This is a genomic window from Psittacicella gerlachiana (assembly GCF_003585965.1).
Classification (GTDB): Bacteria; Pseudomonadota; Gammaproteobacteria; order Enterobacterales; family Psittacicellaceae; genus Psittacicella; species Psittacicella gerlachiana.
In genome coordinates this window covers 1-1263 of record NZ_NRJF01000209.1, presented here as the reverse complement: position 1 = coordinate 1263, position 1263 = coordinate 1, and the positions used below count along the sequence as shown (strand labels likewise).

The following is a 1263-nucleotide window of genomic DNA, read 5'->3' as shown; positions in this document are numbered from 1 at the left end:
AAATAAAACAATAATTAAAGCTATATTCATAATAAAAAACAGTAAAAAATTTATTAGAAACAAATAGATCTATGTTTATAGTATAACCAAAATCACTAAATAATTTAAATAATTTTGTCTTCTCGATCTATAAAGGAAAAGGAAGTAGAGCTTCTACTTCCTTTAATTGTTTTTGTTATTCAATATCAAAGTCACCAAAACTTAAGAGACGTTGATAACGTTTTTCTAATAATTCTTCAGTAGAAAGTTCTTCTAAAACTGATAATTGTTTACGAATAACCTCAGCAATATTATTTGCTGTAGTTTGGTAATCACTATGAGCCCCACCTAGAGGTTCTGGAATAATTTCATCAATTAAACCTAATTTTTTAATTTTAGGTGCAGTTAAGCCCATAGTTTCAGCTGCTGTTGAAGCTTTTTCTGCTGATTTCCAAAGAATTGAGGCACAACCTTCAGGAGAAATAACTGAATAGGTTGAGAACTGAAGCATATTTACATTGTCACCAACACCAATTGCTAAAGCTCCACCTGAACCACCTTCACCCACAACATTACAAATAATTGGAGTTTTTAAGTTAGAGAGTTCACGAAGATTACGAGCGATAGCTTCAGATTGACCACGTTCTTCAGCTCCAACTCCTGCATAAGCTCCAGCAGTATCGATAAAAGTAATCACTGGAATCTTATATTGTTCTGCAAGTTTTGCAAGACGTAAAGCTTTACGATAACCTTCTGGAGATGGCATCCCAAAGTTACATTTTACTTTTTCTTGAACTTTACGACCTTTTTGGTGACCAATTACCATAACTGGTTTACCATCAAAGCGAGCTAAGCCTCCAATAATCGCACGGTCATCAGCGTAAGCACGATCTCCACATAATTCTTGGTAATCGGTAAAGATTAATTTAATATAATCCGGAGTATGTGGACGGTCTGGATGACGAGCAATTTGCGTAATTTGCCATGGGCTAAGATTAGAAAAGATTTTTTTAGAGAGTTCTAATTGTTTACTTTCTAAACTAGCGATATCACTTTGAAGATCAACATCAGAAGATTGAGCTACTTCAGAGTTCTTGAGAGCTGCAATCTTTTGTGCTAATTCTTCAATAGGTTTTTCGAAAGGTAAATATGTACGTTCCATAATTTAAACTTAAAGATAGGTGTAGTTACACCTAGGTGAAGTTAAACGGTATTATTAAACAACTCCTGTATTTAAGCAAAAAGACTTATAGTCAAATTCTAAAATTGCATTAAAAATACAGG

At 33.3% G+C, this 1263-nt stretch carries 1 protein-coding gene; it reads right to left on the bottom strand.

Annotated elements, in window-relative coordinates; genetic code table 11:
- Positions 1-175: 175 nt before the first annotated feature.
- Positions 176-1141, bottom strand: a complete 966-nt coding sequence (gene accA, locus CKF59_RS06665; RefSeq protein WP_119535164.1) for an acetyl-CoA carboxylase carboxyl transferase subunit alpha — start codon at positions 1139-1141, stop codon at positions 176-178.
- Positions 1142-1263 lie beyond the last annotated feature (122 nt).

Bases quoted from the DNA above. Each gene is read 5' to 3' on its own strand.
- accA (WP_119535164.1), bottom strand. From the start codon at position 1,141: ATGGAACGTACATATTTACCTTTCGAAAAACCTATTGAAGAATTAGCA.